The sequence below is a fragment of the Marinomonas pollencensis genome (assembly GCF_003387375.1).
Taxonomy (GTDB): Bacteria; Pseudomonadota; Gammaproteobacteria; order Pseudomonadales; family Marinomonadaceae; genus Marinomonas; species Marinomonas pollencensis.
In genome coordinates, this window is sequence record NZ_QUNG01000002.1 from 387,902 (window position 1) to 404,524 (window position 16,623).

A 16,623-nucleotide genomic window follows, 5' to 3' on the forward strand; every position below is an offset into this window, starting at 1 on the left:
TAGCATGAGCCTTATAGACGATTACCGACTACTAGAGATTCCAACTCACGCCAGCGCCCATGAAGCGAAAACGGCTTTTCGCCGCTTGGCAAGACTCTATCATCCAGACAAAAACCCTGGCATTGATACCACGGAGCATTTCCAGCGTCTGCAAGCAGCCTATCAAAATGTGTTAGACGCCATTAAAACCAATACTCCCAATACGAATTGGAAGCCCTATCAGTTTACTCAAGCCAGCGCGACACACGCACCAAGATACGCTCACTATTCATCTTCTTCAGATAAGGAACAAGCCGCCTTTATTAAAGAGCGGCAACAAGCTTACGAGGAAATGAAGCGTAACAGCGCCCAGCAAGAAAAAACACGCAATGAAGCCATTAAAAACGCCAGAAATACTTTTAATGAAAAACGTGTTAAAGCCCTATATGAAGAAGCCTTTAAAGCCTCAAAAGGCTTTTCATCAAAGGGCTTTCACTCAGAAGAGCACAAAGAGAGGCAACCAGAGGATGCTGCACCCTTCACCCAGTTTGACATCCCCCCTTATGACAATTTTGTTGACGAACCTGCACCATCAGCACACTACTCGGTCAAAAAACCGATTCGCTTGCATGCCGCCAAAGCCGCCTTTCGCACTGTCACTTATTTAGCCTGTTTTGCAGCCGGTATTTACGCCACGCTATATTGGCAAGATTCAGCACAAAGTAACTCACCAGAAAGCCACACAACGCCCTACATTTCAGGCTTGTATCCACAGTATCGCAGCGGCATAAATTACACCCTAGTCAACACCAAACTGTTTGCCGAACCAGACACCAACACAAAACAGCTTATTAGCATTCCCGCCCTAGTAGACTTGCAAGGTATCAAAGAACAAGGCGATTGGTTAACCGTACGCTATCAAGGCATTAGTGGCTGGGTTCAAGCACAAGACATAGGCTTTGGCTCTGCCCAGAACGCCCTCGAAACAGGATGTATTGGACAGCCAGGAATAGCCCCAAGACACGGCCAACTAATGGGTAGCGCAACAGGCCACAGTCGGCTGCGGATCCTCAACCAATTACAACAAACCAGCATTTTGCAGTTTCAGTCTTACGATGGGCTGCCGCCGTTCTCTATTTATTTGCGCGCCGGGCAAGCCTACGCCGCTAACTTTATCCCTAGAGGCCGTTATCGATTGGTGTTGGAGACCGGATCCCTGTATCATCAGGCCTGTAATCAATTCCTATTCAACGACACCAACCAAGTCGTCTTGAACGATGTAGAATTTGCCAGTACAGAGCAATCGCTCACACTGAGAAACTAACACCAAGACGATCAAACACTGAGTAATTAAACGCCCATGCTGAGTAACATCCGGATTGTTTTAATCAATACCTTTCACCCTGGAAATGTTGGCGCCATTGCCCGTGCCATGAAAAACATGGGGCTCACCAATTTATATTTGGTAGACCCTAACGATTACCCATCAGATGAAGCAACCAGCCGCGCCGCTGGCGCTGTCGACCTGCTTGAAAATGCCACCATTGTAAGCACCCTTGAGGAAGCCATTGGCGATTGTAGCCTTGTGATTGGCACCAGTGCACGTCATCGCACCTTTCAACTGCCTATCATGAACGCTCGAGAGTGTGCTCAAACCGTCATTCCAGAATCCAAAGAACACGATGTTGCTATCGTTTTTGGCCGCGAGACCACGGGCTTATTAAATGAAGAAATCGCCCAATGCCATCGCCAAGTCTACATTGATGCCAACGATGAATACCCAGTATTAAATATCTCTCAAGCCGTGCAAATCGTCGCTTATGAGATTTGGATGGCGAACCAGAACCAAACCCAATACGATAAAAACGTGGCAGAATACCCTCGTAAAAAAGACATGGATTTGTTCTACGACCACCTAGAAGAAACACTTTACGGCATCAATTTTATCGTCCGTAATCACCCAGGAAAGGTACTAGATAAGCTACATAGATTCTTCAATCGTTCTCGCCCTGAAAAACAAGAGCTGGGGATTTTACGCGGTGTACTTGCAGCGGTTCAACGTGAGGCAGGACTAACGGATGCGAACAATCATCCCGATAAAAAAGCCAAGTCAGACAGCGATAAAAACTAAAATAAATCTATTTAGCAATAATAAAAACACAGCGTAAGCTGTGTTTTTTTGTGCTTAAGTAAAATTCTCGTAAACCACTGAAAAGCCAATGTTAAAGGGCGATAATTTTGTTTCAATAACCCTCTGCTAGGACCCTAAGGAGCAAAAATTGTAATGAAAACCCTTTTTATCACTACCCTTCTCACTGCCACCAGCTTACTGGGCGGTTGCGCTAATATAAACAACACACTGACCACAGAACAAAGCCTTCAAAACAAAGCCAGCGCAGCCATACACGCCAATCCAGATAACATCGTCATTACCAACAAAAAAGCGGAAGGAGAAAGAGTAGAATTTACAGCATCGGTGCTGGATAAAACCTACCACTGCCACTATACAGCAACACTACTAAGTCAAACTGATACCGTCTGCCAATAGCCCAGAACCACCCATAAAGACATACTAGAGCGCAAAATAACGACCTAAAGAGAAAGGGGGGATTATCACTTAATCAAGCAAACCCTTTCTCTTACACTAATGACATCGAACTTACTGGATGACGCGTTCACACGCCTTTGATAATAAAAGTAAATATTTTATTTAAATGATGAATTTAAGTGAAACAAAGCCCTCAACTACTTTAGCGGTTAAGGTAAATGGCTTGCGCCTTAAGCTGAACATGCTTAAAAGCATCTGGCGACAAATCGAAGGAAGCTCCGGCTAAGAAGTGGGTGCCAGTACTCACCCTATTGTAAGCAGCAGCAAACTCTTCCGCGTTTGTCACTATAATGGCGTTTGCACCAACCTCAGCAGCCATCTCAGTCAATACAGCAAGCGTGTTGCGCAAGCGAGCTTCTTGATCAAACCCCTCTTGCACTGGTACCTGTATTTTTGTGATCAAGACAAAGGAAACCTGAGGCGATGACATAAACACAGGAAGATTATTACTGCTCAGAAAAAGGCCAGGTTGCGCCTCTCTTTGAGTCGAGTGACTGCTACAGGACACCAAAAACAGCAATGTCAGTAGACACGCAACCAGTCTAGTTAGACGGCACACACACCCTCCTGTAGCGCCCTCTTAAGCACACTAAACTAGAGAGAGTCGCCGCGAATTCTTCTATAAGCCTCTTCTTTTAATGAAGACAGCCGTTCGACTTCACGATCAAAGATACGTTGTAAATTCTGCTCAATATCGCTGATCTCACTCAACATTATTTCACGCCCAACATAGGCGCTATAATCTTTAAAAGAAGACTCTCTCGCTTTGTACCAATTGAACTTTTCTTTCTTTGCAAAATACAAAGCAATTTCATAGCGACTAGTCGACAGCACTGACATTCATTTTCTTCTGTTCAAGGGTAACCAGTCTATCCTGCAGCTCTTCGATCGCTCGGGCAATCTCATGCTGCTGGTCTTCGGGGATCTCAGAAATATCTTGAAGGGAAATACACTCTAGATCCGTGAGTAGTTGTCTCAATTGCTCCATGTACTCCTCCATGAACGTATTGATATAAATCATTCTAATCAGCTTCATTCCTAGAAACCAGAATACAAATGCGCTTTATTCACACACAATACTTTCAAAAGGGTCTGGGTGTCTATTTATTGACCAGAAAAATCACTTTTTATTCAACCAACAAACAAGTAATCGCAGCTCTCGCCTTCCGCCTTGGCAAGCCACCCCTCTTCCTTGTCAAGCTTACACCTGAATCAAACGACCTAACGACAACATAACATCACCTGATGATCACACCTACTTATCCGTTACCTGAAATTGTCCGACCAATGAGTTTAGCTTAGTCGCAGACAAGCCGACACGTGATGAGCGGCGCTGTAGAGCGGCAATCGAGCGATGCATTTGCTCAGTCGCAGCTCCCATATCCTGAACGGTATTGGTGTTTTTATGATTACCGTCATTTAACAGTAGAATCGCGTCAAAAATAGCGTCTACTAAGTCATATAGCGCTTTGTCTCCGTTCGTTGTTTGCTCGCTTGCTGCAAGGTTTTTATCCACATCTTCAGCACCTTTTTCCATAAAGCTAACCGCACTGCGGGTTTCTTGTTGAATCCCCTCTAGCATGACTTGTATTTCTTCTGCCGCCATTGCTGTTTTTGAAGCAAGACTACGCACCTCATCCGCCACCACTGAAAACCCCCGACCATGCTCACCTGCACGAGCGGCCTCTATGGCCGCATTAAGCGCCAATAAATTCGTTTGGTTTGTGATATCAGAAATGGTACCAATGATGCCGGACACCTCGTTGGTTTTTTGATCCAATGACTTTACTGACTCGGCTGTCGCACTGACCACATTACGTATCTCTTGCGTCCCTGTTTTAGCATCTGCCAACCTCAACTGCGTGCCTTCAACAACTTGATCCATGGCTTTCTTCAAGGCCTCTGCTGTCTCAGAAGCACTTTTCACATCCGTTATTTGTTGTTTAAACACACCAAGCATACTACTGACTGTTGACTCCAAATATTCGGATGCTTGACGCGCCTCTTCATTGGTTCGCGCCATAAAATCATTCGATTTTTCAACATTGCGACTCGCCGAAATAACTTGCCCCATGGTGTTATCAAGATTGTCGATAAAGCTGTTCATCCAGCGCCCCATATCGCCCGTTTCATCATGCGCAAGCTTTGTATCATCAAGACGCTGCCTTAAGTTCCCCTCACCTTCTGCAATAGTTTGTATAACCTCAGTCATTTCACTCATTCGCTGACTGATCTTACGGGTACTTAACCGATTAAATAACAAGGCCGCCAAAGCCAAACTGGCGAAGGACAGCGTATTACTCACCACTGGAGACAAAGCAGTAAACGCAGGCAAAGCGGTACTGATGACAAGCGGTACCGTCGCGGCAAACACATAGCTTTTCATCAGTTTCAAATTAATAGAACGACGTCGATAGACCTCTTCTAAATCGCCTTCACACATCATTCCCCAAGTGTCGGGACTGCCTTTTAATTGAAAAGTAACCCCCTTACCTATCACTGGAATATGACGATAATCAGAATACCCTGGGTAAGTGACAAACAGGTTCTCGCCCTTAGCGATGGTTTCGCGCACGCCAGGGTGAAGCTCCTTTGTGGCTGGGTCCGTAAAACGGATCTCAAACTCCGTATGCTGCTGAATTTTTACTGTGCCAAATTTTGTATTCACCCCACCTTTAAGGTTTTCCCCATGACTAAAGGCGTTATCTTCAAAACGAGAACGAGAAAGTGCGACCCCTGACTGTATACTGGGATCAAATACCGAGTTCACCATAAACAAATAGTTATCACCCGACTCTTTATAAATATGACCCGCTTCGCGCTGAATAAGATCGCCGATCACGTCGTTTGGAATACGAGCACAAACAGCACCGACAGTGAGACCATTTTGTACAACAGGCAAATAAAACATCAGAGTAACAGCATCATGAAATTTGGAGCTGGATGCACCAATATTCAGAGTATTTTGGTCAACATAAGGACCATGAAGAAATTGAGACGCCAAGCCTGATTTTACTGCATTAGCGGGTAAATCAGACTTATCTTGTCGCGACTGCGTAGTACTTTTAACAACCCGCCCCTGAAGATCAATAACAAAATATTCAGACACATCTGGCACAATACTAAGCCGCTCTTCTAAAACACCTGCCTCTATTTCTGGAAAAGTATCAGTAACAATATCTGACAACACTTCTAACTGAGACCATTGACTGTCAACCCAATTATTCAATAACCTAACTCTAGTCTCGGCAATGTTCTCAAAGGTTTTTTCGACGTTAGCGTACATGCTTTTGTTTAAATAACAGGATCTGAAAAGAGAAAGGCGTCCATTACTTCCCAACCAAGGTAACCACTTACGCTCTTTTTGTGATAAAGACATGTGACTGCTTTTTAAACTCATGTGCAAATTTTCTCCGCTGAAGACGCATTACATCGTAACAATGCGAATGGTGAAGCTTGTTAAAATGCAATTACGCGGCCAGCTAACTTAGCCCCTCAATCTTTAGTGCAATATTCTGTCAGTACTGGATGCACCAGAATGATCCAGCCTTATCTCTGGCTTTAAGCAGTATTTTATAAAATCAAACAGCTGAAGACGGTGATCGATCTTGGAGCATGTGTCGGTTTTTTGCCCCATAAGAGAGCGATTTAAAAGAAATATTCAATTAAAACAAAACACTATAGAAGTAGCTGTGATTTAAACCAGTGCGTTTTATGGGTATGTTTCATAAGTTAAAAAAACAAACAACTCATCATAATGAGTAAAATACAGACTTTGGATTAATAAGGATGGATGATGCAAACATACAAAGAGATAGAGTTTTTTTTTAGTAATCTAGAAAAATTACCCAAAGTAGCCCCCCCCGAAGCCACTATTTTTAGCATAGGAAGTAAAGGCTATTATGAAAATCCGACAACAGATATTTTGGCTTTTTTTCTAAACGACAGCGCTGAACATGGCTTAGGCTCCCTAGTACTAGAGGCATTCCTTGATATTGTACCAAAGGGTAATCAATATCTTAGCCCCTTACTTCAAACCCAACCGCAAAGAGAAGTCTGGACTAAATCTAACAAGCGAATCGATTTGCTTTTAGAAAGCTCGGATTGGGCTATGGTGATTGAAAATAAAATTTATCATGAACAAAACAACCCTTTTGAAGACTATGAAAGTTTCGTTAAAAACGACTATCCAGAACGATTTAAAGACAAAAATACGCTTTTTATTGTACTGTCTCCTTCTGGTGACGTCCCTCCAATTTCAAAAAATTGGACCGGGATTAGTTATACAAACCTTATAAAATCAGTCAAAAGAAAGCTTGCCGAGCAATTTTATAAGCAGCCACTAAACAAATGGACTGTACTATTACGTGAATTCATCCTACATATGGAGAGTATTGTGTCTGAACCCGCATATCCTGAAGAGAACATTAGCTTTGTCTTAAACAACCTATTTCAATTCAACAAAGCACAATTACTCAAAGAGCAGTCGATTAAGGCTTACGAGAACAAGCTACTATCATTTTTAAACTCTCAATTGAATAGTAGAGTTACATCAAAATTGCAAAACTGGGGAGGCTCTCCGGCAATACGATTTGCCTACGATTCCTGGAACACAGAATCAGATGTTGTACTTGTTCTTGAAGCTTCAGAAAATTGTAGTTTTAAGTTTCATTATTATGCAAGCGATGTGATAACCGACAGCATGCGCAGTGAAGCCGATTCAAAACTGAAAACAGATGATTGTGATAACGTATGGAATGAAGTAAAAAATACTTTTCGATGCTACAGCACTGGCATACAACATTTAAATGAAGACAAGATAAAAAAAACATTAATCGAAAAACTAGAACTTTTAGACAGTTTCGAAAAGAATAGACACTAATTATCTACTAAAAAAGCCCACGACTGTGGGCTTTTTTATTGAGAAAAATCGCTATATTTACCTGATTATATATTTCCCTCCTAACTCAAAATCTGTTACGGGCATTCAGATAAGCTAAGTAAATGATTTGGCTGCTCACTATCATTTTCCGCTTTAAGGTATTTATTTCCGCTCGCATTAGTTGAAATGACTACCGTAGCTATAGGCCAACCCCAATAGCGCTCTATGGTTTTGTAAGGCTCGTAAGTCGTTAAGATTCGCTATACCATGGCCTTGAAACCACGAGCCTGTGACCGTGATGTTTTCCAACTGTTGGCCCGTATTTTGGCTCATCGGCTTTTGGCCGTAACAAGCCACCGCGACCCAACCGCCGTCGCTAGTGCGCTGCAAACCCTCGTATGGCGTACCTTCACTGAGCGAAAACACAAAACCACCGAGCGACATCATCTGACGCATGATTACTCCTTAGATAAAAATGGAAGGACAGAAACGAAAAAGCCCATCGGAGAGATGGGCTTGGGGTGTTTGGTTTTGAAGTGGTTAAAGGCTGTTCTTTTATCTGACGCTTTGAACCACTTTTACGCTTTTAGAAGCTGTTAAAACTGTTTAATCACTGAGATACGAACATTTTGCGAAACAAAACTTGAGTCATAATTAATATCGTCAGTAGCACCATCATTATCTATATCCCCTTCTCCGTCGAGAATATCTGAGTAATTACTGTAGACATAATCACCACGAACCATCCAGCTATCGGAAATTGCGTACTCAGCACCAAGACTGACAGAAAGTCCTACTGAAGTTTTTTCATCTTTAAATTGATAATCTACACCAGATGAGAAGGTGTCAGTATAACGATGGGTTGTCTTGAAACGCCCTATTGTTGGTCCTGCAGAAGCATAAAGTAAGAAATCGCCATTTATGTAACCGATTTTAGGTCGAATACTAAAAGTAAAGTCTGTTTCGACCGTTGTTTTCGTTGTGAACGTCGAGCTTGGCGCAGTATCGTAGGCTACATTGGAAGCTGTTTCTGACATTGCAGACGTTGGGCCAGTAAGATCCGCCTCAACACCATAAACAAGATTACCTGATCGAATGTTATATCCCAGTAGCAATGAACCCGCCACGCTGCTGCCTTCAACTTTACGCTGCAAAATAGGGTTAATCTGTTCTTTATCTGAGCTAGTTGAATTCGCTGTAAAATACCCTGCATGTTCAATTGCTGTATCAGGGCTAGCTGAACCAGACAAGATACCTAAAGACAGACCGACATAAAAACCTTCCCAGTTTGATTCAGCGCTGTTATCAGATTCCGCGAAAGCCATCGTATTACCACACCCAATGACAACCATACTAACGATAGAACGCTTTAAAATATCATTCATACTGTTACTTACTCCTTTATTAGTATTAATACTATAAGATTAGAGCACTGAGAACGCTATCATTGGAACAGCATTTTAAATAGACTTTCTTGATGCACATAAAACCCTCGTATGGCGCACCTTCGCTGAGCGAAAACACAAAACCACCGAGCGACATCATCTGACGCATGATTACTCCTTAGTTAAAAATGGAAGGACAGAAACGAAAAAGCCCATCGGAGGATGGGCTTGGAGATGTTTGGTTTGGTTTGGGATTAAGAGGTTAAGGGGTGTTTTTTATCTTTATCCAAGTTCTGATCATCTATAAACACTTTCAATCTTTCATCAAATCTACCGCCAGTTGTAACGATACCATCAATCTTTAGACCTTCAATTCTACTTGGTAAACAAAATGACGCTAAGTCTTTGAAGTATGCAGATATAACCAAAAGACTTTCCCCTATATTTGGCGGAATCATATTAATATGATCGTAAGAAGAGAACAGACCTTTAAAACTTTCAGAAACCATCTGACTTCTTGGAAAATTTATATCGAGTTGATGTATTAGTATTAAGTAACTGGATAACCATCTTGCAATCTCATTATCAGAAGGAGAATTATAATTTACGCTAATCCTCATATTTAGACCTTTGAATTCTTTAATAGATTCATTAAATTGTTTAAGTAAGTTGTCAATCCAAGATTTATCATTATTCAAATTTTTAGAATCAAATTTCATGCGTGTTGGACTATTTTCAGGAAATATATTTTTGTACAAATAAAGCCTACTTTTTATTTGTACATCGTAAGAAGACTCAAAAGCGTCCAGCAGATTCATAAATTCCTTCTTATGATCGATATAATTTTTAAATCTATTCTGTACTATTGCCGCTTCTATCTGTGTATTTGTTTGGTCACTTCTAAAGATAGTAGCTCTAAAGGCTGCAAGTGCCATCCCACTAGCTACTACATGAATAGGTAATGCAAATAACTCTAAAAAATAGCTGTAACAAGTCAATTGAGCGCAAAATTCAAAATCATTATTTAAGGTCAACAGTAACGACAATAAACCTCCAAGAAATAACCCTCCCCAGAAGCTAAGCCTAAACCAAACATCTTGACTTAATTTTTTATTCATATAACTAAAGCTCAACCATTTATTGACGTATAATATTACACAGCACATTATCAACTTTAAGGTGTTATTGACATTACCACCAGAAAAACACAACCAAAGCCCACTTAAGTAAGCTTTGGTTGTCTGTCGTTTAGAAGTTGCGTTGGGCGTAGTTTGTGACGCGGGTGATGTGGTCGTTTACCCAATCAAGAAACGGGGAAAATCTCGAACGCCCACAATACTGGACCATTTGTAGCGCATCATAAAATTACTCAGAGTGATTGTGATTGTTATATTTTTTCTTGGATGTTGACAGATCGAACACCCCAACCACCATCATCTTTCTGGATGAAAGCCAAGTTCACTTTAGTGAGGAGCGAACTCTTAGTTCCCATCCATCTGGCCAGCCTAGCTTTCTCATCCGAAAGCTCTACACTTTTCTTTAACACTTCGTGTTGAAGTATCTCTTGCATAATACCAGCTGAGAAATCTGCCAAGCTAAGTAAATCCGTCGTTCCTGCATCCTTTTTAAACGGCTTTGCAAAACCATATATCTCGTAAAGATTGTCGCTGTACATTGCAAGGCACCGTCCAAATATATTTTGTGTGTGCGTAAAGTCTCGCTTCTTCCCATCAGCATTTATAGAATCGTGATCGCATAACCACAATATCTTTTGACCTGAGTACGCAATAAGTGACATAAAAACACTTATTGCGTGGCATACACGAAGAATTTTTTCTGACTCCTTACCTTTCCATTCGCCTAAGTCGTTCATTCGAAATAGTTCTACAATTTGATCGTGAGCCTCTCTTTTATTAAGACCAAAAAGGCTCGGGATTCTCTGATCCACAGAAATTGTAATCAAAGCACCATGAATAAAATTGTCAGAAAAGCTAAGAAACTCCTCCAGTGATCTAGATATAGGGCCATAGTTTAGATCTTTAAAACCAAACTCTTTCCAAGGATCATTTAGTCCGTGTTTGACTCTTAACTCTTTGGCTTTCTCTTCAAAAGCAATTCTTTTGTCAGCAGAGCAAATCAAAAAGGAGTAAATTGTAAAGTCTGCACCTTTGTGCTCGCCTCCAAAATCGGAAAGGATAAAAAGTCCTTTGTCTTTAGAAAAATCAGGAAGAGAGACAAGCTTCTCAGCTTCTCTTGCAAGCAGTCGCCCATACAAGGGGTGCTCTTCCGTTAATTTAGGAACCTTGAAGGGCCCACGCTTAATTAAGCTCATGCTTTCTCTAGAATATAACAATTTGAAATTAGGGTCATGAAATTGGTGCCAGATGAAAAACTAATCTATTTTTAATTTGATCCAAAACTTATATCTGATTACCAAAAATTACAGGCATAAAAAAACCCACTACTGCGGGTTTACTCTTCTGAATTTTCAGCATTTCTTTTCTTATTTTGCCAACGTCCAACAATGAACGTGGTCGCAATTCCGACTAAATTAATGCCAATTAACGTAGCACCAAAGGTTTCGTGCTCGTTAAAAGTTGCATAAAGCCCACCTAGAATACAAGTCATAACGATAATGAAAGCAAAAACTTGCCCGATGATTCTCTCAGTCAATGTGAAGTTCATACTTTTCTTTGCTAAGATCATTCGATTTGACTGCTCTTGCTTATTTGATTTCACATAACTTTCAATAAATCCTGGATATACAGACTCAATTTTTATCATTTCATCTGCTGGAGGGAAGTTACTTGCTCTTATTTCCGTTCTGGTTAGCTTAATTAACGCTTTTAACTTCTTAGGATTGTTAAGAAGAGCACCTTCTAAAGCAGGGTCATCTTTCAAAAGCTCCTTTATTACAGGATCTTCCTCTTCAATTTCTTCCAAAAGCTCTGATGGTGAACTCGTAAAGCTCTCAATATCCTCTTCTTCGATATCGCTATTTACTTTATCTGACAACGTTCAATCCCTTACGCTTTTTGAATCTTAGCTTTATTGGCACGTTGAAGAGTTTTTAGCGTAGCATCATCAACACCATAATCTAATTTCGTTCTTAGATAAGTTGACTTCATCGAGCGTACTACATCTGCTCGTGCTCGTTGCAACATTTCACCCTCATCCGGCACCATCGCCATGTAATCTGTATCAGGAAAAAGGTTAAAAACACTCCCCATTCCTCTTAAAAAATTACTCATTTCACGTACTCCATAGTCAATTTATTATGCACTATATAGTGCAAATAAACTGGCAAAACTTATTGCAACTAGCTACATAGCAGACCAAGATGATGAAACTAGTTACCTACACACAATGAGTATTTCGCACTAAAGTGACGGCGTCGTCAACATTTATATTAATACAATTAAGTGATTTTCTTATTTTTATGAGACCTCTAACACTGTTCATACAGAAGCTTTAACTAACTCCCCCACTTATCAGTCAAACTTCCATCAGCCCTTGTAGCGACGTCCATGTTGCCCATAATGCCTTGGGCAAATTCGGCTTTGAGGTGTTCTATCACTTGGTCGCTGACTTGTTGGTCGTAGGCTGGGTTGCCTGTTGGCGTTAGGTGAAAGGTTGGCGAGAAGGTAATGCTTTGGTTGTTGTTTTGTAGCTGTTGGCTTGACAATGGCGTCTGGTGCAGATTGGTCGATTTTATCGCCCTTAAACCAGCCGCCTATCCATTCTCCTAAAGAGCCTCCGACCATGCCGCCTGATATGGAACCGACGATTCCACCAATAGTGGCACCGGCTAACCCGCCTGCGGCCGCACCACCTAAGCCCTGATATGTCGCCTGCGGTTACGCCTATTTCGGTGCTGTTCCTTGGGATATGACGGAGGCAGGGCCAGCGCCTTGTAGGGCGATGTCTAACGGTCTAAAGAGCTTCCCCGCACCTTTAAGCATACCACCTACCATAATTCGCCCCTTTAGGGTTTGGCCTATCTCGATAAATTGCTCCAAGAGCGATGCCCCAAAAATCATGCTACTTGTGGAATTGAGCGCCTCACTTTCGTTAAAAGCGACTCTCCCTAACTTTTTAGTGGAGATCCGGGCATATACAACGCTAGCTCCATCTTTCTTCTGTCTTATCGATAACTCGCCACACATGAGCTTGTAAGTTTATGACATGATTGGCATATGCATTCTGACTACTCGGCGATACAACACATTAGTTTCACCTTTCTTTAAGGTATTTACGATAACTAGCCATACATAACCTTGTAATTTTATGACATAATCGAGTCAGTTTTTTAACCTGAACATTTGGTGATAATTCATAATAAGTGCTAAAACATAATTTTTAGCACTTTGTTAGCACTAGACTACCTCAAAAGCCAAATTTCACCCCAAAATGACAATATAAATGCTAAATGAAACTACAAATATTATAAGCTCGAACCCTTCTGAAAAAAGGGACACACTTGATCGACGCTTTTCCATTGCACCCATGTTGGATTGGACGACAAGTGATTACCGGGTCTTCGCACGTACGTTAAGCAAAAATACGTTACTTTATACCGAGATGGTGACCACTGGGGCTTTGTTGTATGGCAACAACCCAGAACGCTTTTTACATTATGATGAATGTGAACACCCTATTGCTTTGCAACTTGGCGGTTCTAATCCAGTGGATTTAAGTAAGTGCGCACAACTTGCCGAACAAGCAGGCTTTGATGAAGTAAATCTAAACGTTGGCTGCCCAAGCGATCGTGTGCAGAACAGCATGATTGGCGCTTGTTTGATGGAACACCCTGACAAGGTAAAAGACGCCATGCGCGCTATGCAAGACGCTTGTAGCATCCCTGTTACCATCAAGCATCGTATTGGTATTGATGATCAAGAAGGATACAGTGTGGTACGCGACTTTGTTGGCGATATCGCAACCACTGGCACCAAGACATTTATTGTGCACGCACGTAAGGCTATTCTTCAGGGTTTAAGTCCGAAAGAAAACCGCGAAATACCACCGCTTAAATACCATTATGTCCATCAGTTAAAGCAAGATTTTCCAGACCTTGAAATCATTATAAATGGCGGCATTAAAACCATAGAAGAATGCCAAGAGCAACTCACCCATGTGGATGGTGTTATGGTAGGTCGAGAGGCTTATCACAACCCTTGGCTACTCAGCCAAGTTGATGAGCAGCTTTTTGGTGGGCAGCCTTTAGTTAACAACCGATTTGAAGCACTTGAACAATTTGTCGAACACATGAAAGGCAGAATGGCTGAAGGTGCCCGACTGTCTCACCTGACTCGTCATATCTTAGGTATTTTCCAAGGCGAGCCTGGAGGCAAACAATTCCGACGCTATCTTTCAGAAAATGGTCATCAACTTGACGCAAAGATAGACGTATTATTAGAGGCCATTGAATTGGTCCAAAATCATCAACGTAAAGGATAAGAGCAATGAGCAACAAGTTATCTCAATTAAAAGAGTTCACTACCATTGTGGCTGACACCGGTGATATCACGGCAATCAAAGAATTTTTGCCTGAAGATGCGACCACAAACCCTTCTTTGATGCTTAAAGCTTCACAAATCCCTGAATATGCGCCTTTTCTAGACCAAGCAGTTGCCTGGGCGAAACAACAAAGCGACGACAAAGAGCAACAACTGATTGACGCCAGTGACAAACTAGCGGTAATCGTCGGTACAGAGATCCTTAAATATGTACCAGGCCGTATCTCTACAGAAGTAGATGCACGTTTGTCATACGACACACAAGGCACTATTGAAAAAGCACACCGCTTGATCAAGCTTTATGAAGAAGCTGGCGTTTCTCGCGACCGTATCCTGATCAAAGCAGCCTCTACTTGGGAAGGCATCAAAGCGGCTGAGCAACTTGAAAAAGACGGCATCAACTGTAACCTAACTTTGCTTTTCTCTTTCGCTCAAGCACAAGCCTGTGCTGAAGCTGGCGTATTCCTTATCTCACCATTTGTTGGTCGTATCCTTGATTGGTACAAAAAATCAACTGGCGAAGAATACACTGCGGAAACGGATCCTGGTGTTGTTTCTGTTACTGAGATCTACAACTACTACAAAGAGCACGGTTACAACACAGTGGTAATGGGTGCTAGCTTCCGTAACATAGGTGAAATCGAGCAACTTGCTGGCTGTGACCGTTTGACCATCAGCCCTGCTCTGCTTGAAGAGCTGAAGAAAGACGAAAGTCCACTAGAGCGTAAATTGATCCCTGCAACAGACATCAAGCCTGCCCCAGAAGCCATTTCTGAGCAAGCTTTCCGTTGGGCAATGAACGAAGACGCTATGGCCACTGAGAAACTTGCGGAGGGTATCCGTAACTTCGCTGCTGACCAACGCAAACTTGAAAAAACCTTGGTTGAAATGCTGTAATAGCCTAACCCGCTAACAAGTAAACCATGTAAAAACGCGACCTAGGTCGCGTTTTTTGTGCCCTCTACTCAAGCCATAGGAAAAAAACATTGAGCGACAACCAAACAGAATTCGAGAAGATGCGCCAAGGGCTCGCATTCAATGGCATAGACACCGACTTACGACTGCGCCGTGAAGCGGCCCGCCTAGCTTGCGCAAAATACAACGCCCATCCAAGCAAAGGCAATCTACGCCATATCACTCGCCTCTTCGCACAATTTGGCAGTCTCGTGATCGAACCTGGATTTCAATGCGATTATGGCACCCAAATCCATATAGGCGAACGTTGCTACATTAATTTCAACTGTGTCTTCCTAGACAGCGCTCAGATTACCCTTGGCGATGACGTATTAATTGGCCCAGGTGCTCATCTTTACACCGTTGATCACCCCCGTGATGCGCTAGCAAGAGCGGCGGGCGAATGCCATGCCAAACCCATTGTCATTGGCGATAAAGTCTGGATCGGCGGAGGCGCAAAAATCCTCCCAGGCATCACCATAGGCAACAATGCCATCATAGGTGCCAATGCGGTCGTCACAAGGGACGTTGCTGACCATGAACGTTATTTAGGCTAGCTTATACCAAACACCAGGGTTATTTAGGCGCTTCTAATGCCAGCTTAAGCGCTGCGTCACAATGCAGCGCCGTGGTATCGTACAAGCTTACTGAAGTATCTTCCGGTTTGACCAGTAAGGCAATTTCAGTACACCCTAAAATAATGGCTTGCGCGCCCTTATCTACAAGATCATCAATAATACGCAAGTAGGCTTGCCGAGAACCAGGCTGGATTCTACCAAGACACAACTCATTATAAATCACCTCATGAACCAATTGCCGGTCTGACTCATTCGGCACAAGAGATTGGATGGCGAATTTTTCTTCGAGGTAACCCGTGTAAAAGTCTTCTTCCATGGTGAAACGTGTCGCGAGCAAGCCTACTTTGGTAACGCCAGCCGCGACTAACGCGCTGCCAGTTGAATCTACAATATGAAGCAAAGGAATATTCACACTGTCTGCGACCCGATGAGCAATCTTGTGCATGGTATTGGTCGCTATCAAGAAAAAATCTGCACCGGCTTTTTCCAATGAGATCGCCGCCTGTGAAAGAGTCTCTGCCATCTCCTCCCATTTGCCCTCTTGTTGCTGCTCTTTAATGTCTTTGAAATCCACACTATTAATGATCACTTTAGCTGAATGCCATGACCCTAAAGACTGCGCCACTCCTTGATTCAAGGCGGAATAATAACTCGCTGTAGACTCCCAACTCATACCACCAATAATGCCAATCGTTTTCATAACTCGTCCTTTTTTATG

Annotated in this window: 21 protein-coding genes; 8 read left to right on the forward strand and 13 right to left on the reverse strand. The window is 42.4% G+C overall.

The genetic code is table 11. The annotated features are described in order from the left end of the window. Positions 1-4 precede the first annotated feature (4 nt). From DFP81_RS04775 to DFP81_RS04785, 3 genes are all read left to right on the forward strand, one after another. Positions 5-1,303: a J domain-containing protein gene (locus DFP81_RS04775; RefSeq protein ID WP_115896612.1), complete on the forward strand. Its 1,299-nt coding sequence runs from the start codon at positions 5-7 to the stop codon at positions 1,301-1,303. Positions 1,304-1,339: 36 nt separating this feature from the next. Further along, positions 1,340-2,110 (forward strand): tRNA (cytosine(32)/uridine(32)-2'-O)-methyltransferase TrmJ, encoded by a 771-nt coding sequence (gene trmJ / locus DFP81_RS04780; protein WP_115896613.1) that lies wholly within the window; start codon positions 1,340-1,342, stop codon positions 2,108-2,110. Between the two features lie 153 nt (positions 2,111-2,263). Next, positions 2,264-2,527 carry a hypothetical protein gene (locus DFP81_RS04785; protein ID WP_115896614.1) on the forward strand — a complete coding sequence of 88 codons (264 nt, stop codon included), beginning with the start codon at positions 2,264-2,266 and terminating at the stop codon, positions 2,525-2,527. A gap of 202 nt (positions 2,528-2,729) precedes the next feature. On the opposite strand, the gene DFP81_RS04790 is transcribed toward DFP81_RS04785, so the two are convergent. From DFP81_RS04790 to DFP81_RS04805, 4 genes are all read right to left on the reverse strand, one after another. After that, entirely contained in the window at positions 2,730-3,146 is a 417-nt protein-coding gene (locus tag DFP81_RS04790) for a hypothetical protein (RefSeq protein ID WP_115896615.1), read from the reverse strand. Between the two features lie 35 nt (positions 3,147-3,181). Beyond that, the gene (locus tag DFP81_RS04795) at positions 3,182-3,427 is read right to left on the reverse strand and encodes a hypothetical protein (protein ID WP_115896616.1); all 246 of its coding nucleotides are present in this window, start codon (positions 3,425-3,427) and stop codon (positions 3,182-3,184) included. Beyond that, complete coding sequence (locus tag DFP81_RS18190; protein WP_181903039.1) at positions 3,408-3,575, reverse strand: hypothetical protein; 168 nt, start codon at positions 3,573-3,575, stop codon at positions 3,408-3,410. Before DFP81_RS18190 ends, DFP81_RS04795 begins: the two co-directional genes overlap by 20 nt. A gap of 267 nt (positions 3,576-3,842) precedes the next feature. After that, a complete protein-coding gene (locus tag DFP81_RS04805; protein ID WP_245959083.1) occupies positions 3,843-5,966 on the reverse strand; it encodes a methyl-accepting chemotaxis protein in 2,124 nt (707 codons plus the stop codon). Between the two features lie 417 nt (positions 5,967-6,383). On the opposite strand from DFP81_RS04805, the gene DFP81_RS04810 reads away from it, so the two are divergent. After that, on the forward strand, positions 6,384-7,469 hold the full coding sequence (locus tag DFP81_RS04810) for a PDDEXK-like family protein (RefSeq protein WP_181903040.1): 1,086 nt from the start codon (positions 6,384-6,386) through the stop codon (positions 7,467-7,469). A gap of 95 nt (positions 7,470-7,564) precedes the next feature. On the opposite strand, the gene DFP81_RS18590 is transcribed toward DFP81_RS04810, so the two are convergent. The 8 genes from DFP81_RS18590 to DFP81_RS04850 all read right to left on the reverse strand — a co-directional run bounded on the left by DFP81_RS18590 (position 7,565) and on the right by DFP81_RS04850 (position 12,539). Beyond that, complete coding sequence (locus tag DFP81_RS18590; RefSeq protein ID WP_425453661.1) at positions 7,565-7,696, reverse strand: DUF3892 domain-containing protein; 132 nt, start codon at positions 7,694-7,696, stop codon at positions 7,565-7,567. Further along, positions 7,647-7,925: a phage tail protein gene (locus DFP81_RS04820; protein ID WP_115896620.1), complete on the reverse strand. Its 279-nt coding sequence runs from the start codon at positions 7,923-7,925 to the stop codon at positions 7,647-7,649. Before DFP81_RS04820 ends, DFP81_RS18590 begins: the two co-directional genes overlap by 50 nt. Positions 7,926-8,065: 140 nt before the next feature. Further along, positions 8,066-8,854 (reverse strand): outer membrane protein, encoded by a 789-nt coding sequence (locus tag DFP81_RS04825; protein ID WP_115896621.1) that lies wholly within the window; start codon positions 8,852-8,854, stop codon positions 8,066-8,068. A 254-nt stretch (positions 8,855-9,108) separates the two neighbouring features. Next, positions 9,109-9,972 (reverse strand): hypothetical protein, encoded by an 864-nt coding sequence (locus DFP81_RS04830; protein WP_115896622.1) that lies wholly within the window; start codon positions 9,970-9,972, stop codon positions 9,109-9,111. Positions 9,973-10,241: 269 nt separating this feature from the next. After that, positions 10,242-11,186, reverse strand: coding sequence for a hypothetical protein (locus DFP81_RS04835; RefSeq protein ID WP_115896623.1), 945 nt, complete (start codon positions 11,184-11,186; stop codon positions 10,242-10,244). A gap of 140 nt (positions 11,187-11,326) precedes the next feature. Further along, positions 11,327-11,869, reverse strand: a complete 543-nt coding sequence (locus DFP81_RS04840; RefSeq protein ID WP_115896624.1) for a hypothetical protein — start codon at positions 11,867-11,869, stop codon at positions 11,327-11,329. Positions 11,870-11,880: 11 nt separating this feature from the next. Continuing rightward, positions 11,881-12,105, reverse strand: coding sequence for a hypothetical protein (locus tag DFP81_RS04845; RefSeq protein ID WP_115896625.1), 225 nt, complete (start codon positions 12,103-12,105; stop codon positions 11,881-11,883). A gap of 224 nt (positions 12,106-12,329) precedes the next feature. Then, complete coding sequence (locus tag DFP81_RS04850) at positions 12,330-12,539, reverse strand: hypothetical protein (RefSeq protein WP_115896626.1); 210 nt, start codon at positions 12,537-12,539, stop codon at positions 12,330-12,332. Here DFP81_RS04850 and DFP81_RS18195 point away from each other — a divergent pair. From DFP81_RS18195 to DFP81_RS04870, 4 genes are all read left to right on the forward strand, one after another. Then, positions 12,539-12,697, forward strand: coding sequence for a hypothetical protein (locus DFP81_RS18195; protein WP_181903041.1), 159 nt, complete (start codon positions 12,539-12,541; stop codon positions 12,695-12,697). The genes DFP81_RS04850 and DFP81_RS18195 overlap by 1 nt on opposite strands. Positions 12,698-13,276: 579 nt before the next feature. Beyond that, positions 13,277-14,314: a tRNA dihydrouridine(20/20a) synthase DusA gene (gene dusA, locus DFP81_RS04860; protein ID WP_115896628.1), complete on the forward strand. Its 1,038-nt coding sequence runs from the start codon at positions 13,277-13,279 to the stop codon at positions 14,312-14,314. Positions 14,315-14,319: 5 nt separating this feature from the next. Further along, positions 14,320-15,270, forward strand: a complete 951-nt coding sequence (gene tal / locus DFP81_RS04865; RefSeq protein ID WP_115896629.1) for a transaldolase — start codon at positions 14,320-14,322, stop codon at positions 15,268-15,270. Between the two features lie 89 nt (positions 15,271-15,359). Continuing rightward, positions 15,360-15,884, forward strand: a complete 525-nt coding sequence (locus tag DFP81_RS04870) for a sugar O-acetyltransferase (RefSeq protein ID WP_245959084.1) — start codon at positions 15,360-15,362, stop codon at positions 15,882-15,884. 19 nt (positions 15,885-15,903) lie between these two features. Here the strand turns inward: DFP81_RS04870 and DFP81_RS04875 are convergent, their stop codons facing one another. Next, positions 15,904-16,605, reverse strand: coding sequence for an aspartate/glutamate racemase family protein (locus DFP81_RS04875; RefSeq protein WP_115896630.1), 702 nt, complete (start codon positions 16,603-16,605; stop codon positions 15,904-15,906). Positions 16,606-16,623 lie beyond the last annotated feature (18 nt).